5 protein-coding genes are annotated in these 6,109 nt (G+C 70.1%); all 5 read left to right on the forward strand.

The features are described from left to right. Positions 1-2,379: M43 family zinc metalloprotease (locus tag E1218_RS34545; protein WP_233712670.1), on the forward strand; the 2,379-nt coding region annotated here is incomplete at its 5' end. 110 nt (positions 2,380-2,489) lie between these two features. Next, complete coding sequence (locus E1218_RS36865; RefSeq protein ID WP_202866359.1) at positions 2,490-2,666, forward strand: hypothetical protein; 177 nt, start codon at positions 2,490-2,492, stop codon at positions 2,664-2,666. A 120-nt stretch (positions 2,667-2,786) separates the two neighbouring features. Continuing rightward, positions 2,787-4,112, forward strand: a complete 1,326-nt coding sequence (locus E1218_RS34555) for a M28 family metallopeptidase (protein ID WP_132327250.1) — start codon at positions 2,787-2,789, stop codon at positions 4,110-4,112. Between the two features lie 4 nt (positions 4,113-4,116). Continuing rightward, a complete protein-coding gene (locus E1218_RS34560) occupies positions 4,117-5,493 on the forward strand; it encodes an HAD-IA family hydrolase (RefSeq protein ID WP_132327251.1) in 1,377 nt (458 codons plus the stop codon). 46 nt (positions 5,494-5,539) lie between these two features. Further along, a complete protein-coding gene (locus E1218_RS34565) occupies positions 5,540-5,917 on the forward strand; it encodes a hypothetical protein (RefSeq protein WP_132327252.1) in 378 nt (125 codons plus the stop codon). The last annotated feature ends 192 nt before the right edge of the window (positions 5,918-6,109 follow it).

The following is a 6,109-nucleotide window of genomic DNA, read 5'->3' on the forward strand; positions in this document are numbered from 1 at the left end:
GCCCCGCTGGAAGGGGGAGAGATGCCGAGGAAGGCCAACGGGAGAGCGGACAAGCACCGCGACGACGACGACTACCGGATGCCCGGCGAGCGGCCGGCGACGTCGTCCACGAACGGCATGCGGGCGGCGAACGGAATGCCCGCCGACCGGATGTCCGCGACCGGGACGGGCGGTGGCGGAGCACCCGCGGGTGGCCCCGGAACCATGCCCGGCGGCACGAGCGGTGGCGGTGCCGGGATGACGGGTGGCGGTGCCGGTGGTGGTGCCGGTGGTGGTGCTGGGATGAGCGGTGGCGGTCAGGCGGGCGGTGCCGGTATGAGCGGCGGCGGACAGCCAGGCGGTGCCGGGATGGGCGGTCCGGGGTCGGACGGGCGGACGGAGACGCCGAACAGGCGGCAGTGCGGTGTGATGGACGTGCACCGCAGACTGCTCTCCACCTCGCCTGAGTACGCCGCGGCCCGGTCGGCCCTCGAGAACGCGACGTCGGACTACGTGGCCCGCCAGCAACGTTTCGCCGGCATCGCGCGGATCCCCTGTGTGGTGCACGTGGTCTGGAAGACCCCGGCGCAGAACATCTCGCAGGCCCAGATCGACAGCCAGATCGACGTCCTGAACCACGACTTCCGGGCGACCAACGCCGACCTGGGAATCGTGCCGGCCGCGTTCACCGATCTGATCGCGGACGCGCGGATCGAGTTCTACCTGGCCACCGAGGACCCGGACGGCAACCCCACGACCGGCGTCACCCGGACACAGACGACCGTCAACGGCTTCGGCTCCGACGACAAGGTGAAGTCGTCGGCGACCGGCGGCCACGATCCGTGGCCGACCGACCGGTACCTGAACATCTGGGTGTGCCAGCTCAGTGGCGGCCTGCTCGGTTACGCACAGTTCCCGGGCGGCCCGGCCGAGACCGACGGTGTCGTCGTCCTGCACACCGGCTTCGGCACGAACGGGACGGCGGCCGCGCCGTTCGACCTCGGCCGGACGACGACCCACGAGATCGGGCACTACCTGAACCTGTTCCACATCTGGGGCGACGACGGCTCCGGCTGCAGCGGCAGCGACGAGGTCGCCGACACCCCGAACCAGGCCGGCCCGAACTTCGGCGTACCGACGTTCCCGCACGTGACCTGCAACAACGGTCCGAACGGCGACCTGTTCTACGACTACATGGACTACACCGACGACCGCGGCATGGTGATGTTCACCGACGAACAGGTGGCCCGGATGGAGGCCTGTCTGGACACCGTGCGGTCGGGCCTGATCGCCGGTTCGGGCGGCGGCGCGGGTACGCCGGAACCGGCCGGCCCGGTGGTGGCATGGGGCGCGGACCGGCTGGACGCGTTCGTCCTCGGCACCGACTTGGCGATGTATCACAAGTGGTGGGACGGTTCGTCCTGGGGACCGTCCGTCGGCGGTTACGAATACATGGGTGGTATCTGTATGAGTGCTCCTGAAGTCGCGTCCTGGGCGCCGGACCGGCTGGACGCGTTCGTCCTCGGCACTGACCGCGCGCTGTACCACAAGTGGTGGGACGGCTCGAACTGGGGACCGTCGCCTACCGGGTACGAGTATCTGGGCGGTATCTGTATGAGTCCGCCGCGACTGGCCACCTGGGGCCCGGACCGGCTGGACGCGTTCGTCCTCGGCACTGACCGCGCGCTGTACCACAAGTGGTGGGACGGCTCGAACTGGGGACCGTCGGCCGACGGCTACGAGTACCTCGGCGGTATCTGCATGAGCCCGCCCGAAGTTGTTGCCTGGGGCAGCGACCGACTGGACGTGTTCGTGCTCGGCACCGACAACGCGGTCTACCACAAATGGTGGGACGGCTCGACCTGGGGACCGTCGGTCGACGGCTACGAGTACCTGGGCGGTGTCTGCGCCTCCCCGCCGCGGGTCGTCGCCTGGGGTGAGAACCGCCTCGACATGTTCGTCCTCGGCACCGACTTCGCGCTGTACCACAAGTGGTGGGACGGCTCGGCCTGGTCCGGCTGGGAGTACATGGGCGGTGTCTGTACGACGGCGCCGACGGTTGTCTCGTGGGACACGAACCGGCTCGACGTCTTCGTGCTCGGCACGGATTCCGCGCTGTACCACAAGTGGTGGGACGGGGCCGCGTGGGGACCGTCGGTCACCGGCTGGGAGTACATGGGCGGCATCTGCACCGACGAGCCGCGGGTCGTCTCGTGGGGTCCGGACCGGCTCGACGTGTTCGTCACCGGCACCGACAAGCAGCTGTACCACAAGTGGTGGGACGGGTCCGCGTGGGGACCGTCGCTCACCGGGTACGAGCCGCTCGGCGGCATCATCAGCGACTTCAAGGTCACCGTCCCGGAGACGCCGGCCTCGATCGAAAAGGTCGTGCTGAGCTGACCGAGCACACGCCAGGGCGGTGGACGCACTCCTTCGAGGAAGACCACGACGGGGTCAGCGTCTACCGGCGGGAAGACTTCGCCTTCCCGCCGGCCCGCGGCCGGCGGGGGGTGGAGTTCCGCCCGGACGGCACCTGGGTGGACTGGGCGATCGGCCGCGGTGACGCGCCCGAGGCCCGCCCGGCCGGCCGGTGGGACACCACCGGCCGGCTCACCCGGGACGCCGGGAGCGCCGGCCGCATCGTCACCGCCGAACCCGACCGTCTCGAGATCGTCTGGCAGGACTGACATGACTCTGCAGATGCCACGCCTCCGGCGCGGCGGGCCATCGGGCTGGAACTCCAGGCCTTCCCTCGTCGCTCCAGTCGCTCCGCTCCCTCCACTCCTCAGCCCAGGCCGGGAGGCCCCATGACAACCGCACCTGTGCGTTACCTCGTCGTACCGACCACCGATGCCGCCAGGGGTGCGCGGTCGGCGCGGTTCGGGGACAAGACCCTTCTCTGGGTTCCGGCCGACCAACGCCTCGGCCGGGCCTCCCGGACCGCACCCGGCCTGCTGCTCGTCACGCAGGTGGGCCGGAGTTTCCAGGACGATTTCCCCGACGTCGTCCCGCTGCTCGACCACGGCCGGCACCTGGTCATCTCGGCCGCCGACAAACCCCGGCGCCGGTCGAACAACCACTGGCGGGTCGAGCCGCTGCGCGCCGGTACGACGGTCGTCGACGTACCGTCCGCGGCCGCGGCGAGGGTCGATCCGGCGGTCGCGAGCCTCGTCGGGGAGCTGTCGCCGACGTCGTACCAGGACGACCTGACCTGGTTCGCGAGCCTGCCGACGCGGCACTCGCTCAGTCCGTCGTTCACCACCGCGCTGGACTTCACCGCCGCCCGGATGGTTGCGCTCGGCTACGGAGTGACCCGGACGGCGGTCACTGTCGGCGGCGGTCGGTCGCACAACCTGATCGGCGACCGGCCGGGCACCGGCGGCGGTGGCGTCGTGCTGATCACCGCGCACCTGGACTCGATCAACCACGCCGGCGGGCCGGCCGCGAACGCACCCGGTGCGGACGACAACGCAAGCGGCTCGGCCGGGGTGCTCGAACTGGGCCGCCTGTTGTCGACCAGGTCGTGGAAGCACGACGTCCGGCTGATCCTGTTCGGTGGCGAGGAGCAGGGGTTGTTCGGCAGCAAGCAGTACGTCGCCTCGCTGCCGCCGGCCGAGCGGTCCCGGATTCGCGCCGTGCTCAACATGGACATGATCGCGAGCAAGAACTCGGCGCTGCCGACCGTACTGCTGGAAGGCGCTCAGGTGTCGTCGGGACTGATGGCCGACCTGGCGACCGCGGCCGCGACGTACACCGGGCTGAAGGTGGAGACCTCGCTGAACCCGTTCGCGAGCGACCACGTGCCGTTCATCAACGCCGGGATCCCTGCCCTGCTGACGATCGAGGGCGCGGACAGCGCGAACGGGCACATCCACACCGCGACCGACACGCTGAACTTCCTGGACTGGGGGCTCGCGGCCGAGATCCTGCGGATGAACGTGGCCGCCCTGGCCGGCTGGCTCGAGCCGGTCACCGCGGTGCCGACCAGGCCGCGTCCGGCCGGTTCCGTGGTGGCGTGGGGTCCCGGCCGGATCGACGTCTTCGCCGTCGGGACGGATTCGGCCATGCACCACAAGGCCTTCGACGGCACCTGGAAGGAGTTCGAGTCCCTCGGAGGCGTTGTCCTAAGCTGACCGCGTGTGGAGCGGATGCCTGAACGCACGTGACATCGGCGGACTGCCGACCAGGTACGGCGTACCGACACGCAGCGGGACCGTGCTCCGGACGGACTCGCCGGACAACCTGGACGACGACGGGCGGACCGCGTTCCTTGCCGCCGGCGCCGGGTTGGTGCTGGATCTGCGCTCCGACTGGGAAATCACGCAACCGCATCGACTGGATGGCTCGGCGTCGTACCGGCGGATCCCGTGGATCGATCCGGCCGCCGAGGGGCACCGCGATCCGGCCGCCGAGCCGCTGCTCGCCGATATCTACCGCGGCAGTCTCGACCGCAACAAGGCACAGATCGCCAAGGCGTTCCGCGCGCTGCTCGCGGCGCCTGCCGACGCGCCGGTGGTCGTGCACTGCACATCGGGCAAGGACCGGACGGGTCTGCTGATCGCGCTGTGGCTGGATCTCGTCGGAGTACCGCGGGAGGCGATCGCCACCGACTACGCGGCGAGCGAGGAACGGCTCGGCATCCTCGCGCAGCTCGCCGAACTGCCGGCCGACGAGCGCCCGGCCGCGGAGATCCTGTCGCGGACGCTCCCGTCGACGATCCTCGACGCACTCGACCACGTGGACCGGAGTCACGGCGGCGTCCGGTCCTACCTCGTGTTGTGCGGGTTGACCGCTCGGGAGATCCACCGGCTCGCGGTGCGGCTGCTGCCGGTGGACGTGAAGGCGGTGGTGTTCGACTTCGACGGGCTGCTGATGGACACCGAGACGACGATGGTCGAGAGCTGGCGGTCGGAGTGGGCGCACCACGGCCTCGAGCTTGGCCTCGAGGACTTCTGGCCGGGGCACGGCGGTGACATCACCGAGATCCGGTACCAGGTGCTGGCCGCGGCCGTCGGTGCCGGCTTCGACCGCGCGGCGAGTCACGCGCGCCGGACCGCTCACCGCGACCGGATGCACGCGGAGCTGGACTTCCGGCCGGGGATCCGGGAGTGGCTCGGGGCCGCGCGCGAGCTGGGCCTGGCGATCGCGATCGCGAGCAGTTCACCGCGGCCGTGGGTGCGGGGCCACCTGGAGCGGGTCGGCGCGATCGACCTGTTCGACCACATCGTCACCGGTGACGAGGTGGCGACGCACAAACCCGATCCGGCGATCTACGCGCTGGCGTTGCGGCGGCTCGGCGTACCCGGCGCGGAAGCGATCGCGGTCGAAGACACCGCGCACGGAGTGGCGGCCGCGCAGGCGGCCGGGATGTTCGCCGTCGCGATCCCGAACCCGTTCGTGACCGAGGCCGCGGTGGCCGGGGCCGACCTGGTTCTGGGCAGTGCTGACCAGCTCTTGCTCAGCGAGCTGCTTCTGTCCGCGGCGTCGAAAGGGTCGATGTTGGTAACTGAGTGACCTATGGTGCTGACTCTCTGTAAGTTTCCAACCGGAGGGAACGCATATGAAAAAGCTTGTTGGCGCGATCGCCGCGACGGCGGCGGCCGCTGCGGGACTCGTCGTCGGGACGCCGGCCCAGGCGTGGACCACCGGGACGCAGGCGTGTGACCTGGTGACCGCGCAGTCGGTCGGCTACAGCGCACAGATGCTGTACGTCGCGGTCGGCCTCGAAGGCTGTTCGAACAGCGTCACCGAGGTCCGTGTCGAACTGCAGAAGGGCCCGAGCGCCTCCGGGCCGTTCACCACGGTCGCCGAGACGTACGCCTACTCCGGCGGCGGTGCCTGGTTCGATGGGGGCACGGGCTGCGGCTACTACGTCGGCGTCGCCCACTGGCAGGACCAGACCGAGACCACGCCGACACCGGCGTACCACTGCAACTGACAGAAACCACGCCGACACCGGCGTACCACTGCATCTGACAGAAACCACGCCGACACCGGCGTACCACTGCATCTGACATTCGAACGGATAACCCCTCGGCGTGCCGGTTCTCCTACCTGTTTGAGGGCGAAGAACCGACATCGCCGGGGGATATCCGTTCGAATGATCCGGCGGGGGCGCAGTGGCGGGGCG

The sequence above is a fragment of the Kribbella turkmenica genome (genome assembly GCF_004348725.1).
GTDB lineage: Bacteria > Actinomycetota > Actinomycetes > Propionibacteriales > Kribbellaceae > Kribbella > Kribbella turkmenica.

Coding starts and splice junctions, on each gene's coding strand:
- E1218_RS34555 (WP_132327250.1), top strand. CDS start 2,787: ATGACAACCGCACCTGTGCGTTACCTCGTCGTACCGACCACCGATGCC.
- E1218_RS34565 (WP_132327252.1), top strand. CDS start 5,540: ATGAAAAAGCTTGTTGGCGCGATCGCCGCGACGGCGGCGGCCGCTGCG.